Below are 2458 nucleotides of genomic sequence, written 5' to 3'. Positions count from 1 at the left end.
CCCGCGCGGGCGCCGGCGCCCCCCCCAGCTTCCGGGCCGCCCGCCGGGGCCCCACACGCCCCGCGGCCCCGGCCCGTCCGCGACGCCCCCCCCCCCCCCGGGGGCCGGGGGCCCGCGGGCGCCCGCGGGCGGGGGCCCTGAGCGCTGGTCAGTGACTTCCGGAAGTGATCGAACATTCCCCGGATCATGAAAACCGTGTTCATGAGTTCTCAAAGGGGTAACACAACTGATGAACAGTCATGCATACGGTTTCGGTAATGAATCGGCCATTCCGTGGCATGCATCTGTCATTGACGACTCGTTTGCTGCCACGATTCCTGCGGCTGCAGACGAGGGGGCCCCACCCCCCGGTGCAGCCGACCAGATCAGGTGCAGCGCGTCCCAAACCTGCCACGACTTGTGAGCACCGCAACCGCACCCCCGTCGCACACCCCGGGCGGGGGCCCCCACTGCGCCGCAACCCCGCGGCCCAGGTTTCTCTCCACCGGTGCGAACCCGCGCCGGTCGGAAAAGGAGTCCGCATGTCCCGTTACGCTCACGCCCGGAAGGCCGCGGTTGTCATGGCCGCAACCACCGCGCTGCTGGTGACCGGCATACCGGTCATCGCGCAGGCCGCGACGCCCGACGCCCCGTCCGCCGTCGCCGCCCAGCAGTCGGACCGGGCCGCGCTGATCGCCTCCGCGAACCAGCAGTCCGCGTCCTTCGCCCAGGCCCTCGGCCTGAGCGGCCAGGAGAAGCTGGTCACCAAGGACGTCGTCCTGGACACCAACGGCGGCCGCCACCTGCGCTACGAGCGCACCTACGCCGGACTCCCGGTGCTCGGCGGCGACCTGATCGTCCACCAGGACGCCGCGGGCGCCACCAAGAGCGTGACCAAGGCCAGCGAGGCCAACCTCAGCGGCGTCAGCACCACGCCGGCCCAGGCCGCGCCGAAGGCCCAGGCCGCCGCGCTCGCCGCCGAGCAGGGCGCCGCCGTCGACACCGCGCCGCGCCTGGTCGTCTGGGCCGCCGACGGCACCCCGAAGCTCGCCTGGGAGACCGTCGTCTCCGGCCGCGAGTCCGACGGCACCCCGAGCAAGCTGCACGTGGTCACCGACGCCGCGACCGGCGACGTGCTCAGCAAGGCCGACGGCATCAAGCGCGGCTCCGGCAACGGCGTGTTCGTCGGCAACGTGCCGCTGACCACCACCCAGAGCGGCTCGACGTACTCGCTGAAGGACGCCACCCGCGGCGGCCAGTACACCACCGACATGAAGAACGGCACCTCCGGCAACGGCACGCTGTTCAGCAAGTCGAGCGACACCTGGGGCAACGGCCAGGCCAGCAACCGCGAGTCCGCCGCCGTGGACGCCCAGTTCGGCGCGGCCGCCACCTGGGACTTCTACAAGAACACCTTCGGTCGCAACGGCATCCGCAACGACGGCGTCGGCGCCATGAGCCGGGCCCACTACGACACCGGCTACGTCAACGCGTTCTGGGACGACAGCTGCTTCTGCATGACGTACGGCGACGGCTCGGGCGACACCCACCCGCTGACCGAACTCGACGTCTCCGGCCACGAGATGAGCCACGGCGTCACCTCGGCCACCGCCAACCTGAACTACTCGGGCGAGTCCGGCGGCCTCAACGAGGCCACCTCGGACATCTTCGGCTCGATGGTCGAGTTCTACGCCAACCTGCCCGCCGACAACCCGGACTACCTGATCGGCGAGCTGATCGACATCAACGGCAACGGCACGCCGCTGCGCTACATGGACAAGCCCTCCAAGGACGGCACCTCCGCCGACTCCTGGTACTCGGGCGTCGGCAACCTGGACGTGCACTACTCGTCCGGTGTCGCCAACCACTTCTTCTACCTGCTGGCCGAGGGCAGCGGCGCCAAGGTGATCAACGGCGTCAGCTACAACAGCCCGACGGTCAACAACATCACCGTCGGCGGCATCGGCCGGGACAAGGCCCAGCAGGTCTGGTACAAGGCGCTGACCGCGTACATGACCTCCACCACCAACTACGCCGCCGCCCGCACCGCGACCCTGAACGCGGCCACCGACCTGTACGGCGCGAACAGCGCCGAGTACAACGCGGTCGCCACGGCCTGGGCCGCCGTCAACGTCGGCTCGCTGCCCAACCCCGGCGGCATCACCGTCACCAGTCCGGGCAACCAGTCCACCGCGGTCGGCGGTGCGGTGAACCTCCAGATCAAGGCCTCCGGTGGTACCGCGCCGCTGTCGTACAGTGCGACGGGTCTGCCGGCCGGGCTGGCGATCAACGCCTCCACCGGCGCGATCACCGGTACCGCCACCACGGCGGGCTCGTCGAACGTGACGGTGACGGTGAAGGACTCGGCGGGCAAGTCCGGTACCGCGAGCTTCACGTGGACGGTGACCGGTGGCGGTGGCGGTACCTGCACGCCGGCGCAGCTGCTGGGCAACGCGGGCTTCGAGACGGGTTCGGCGGC

1 protein-coding gene is annotated in these 2458 nt (G+C 70.5%); it reads left to right on the top strand.

Going from position 1 to position 2458, the window contains the following annotated elements; all coding sequences use genetic code 11:
- Positions 1-521: 521 nt before the first annotated feature.
- A partial coding sequence (locus ACFV6I_RS29125; RefSeq protein ID WP_380370609.1) for a M4 family metallopeptidase occupies positions 522-2458 on the top strand: 1937 nt, incomplete at its 3' end.

Source organism: Kitasatospora sp. NPDC059803 (genome assembly GCF_042732255.1).
GTDB lineage: Bacteria > Actinomycetota > Actinomycetes > Streptomycetales > Streptomycetaceae > Kitasatospora.
Note: the sequence above shows the minus strand (reverse complement) of the source record. Positions and strands in the feature narration are given on the sequence as shown.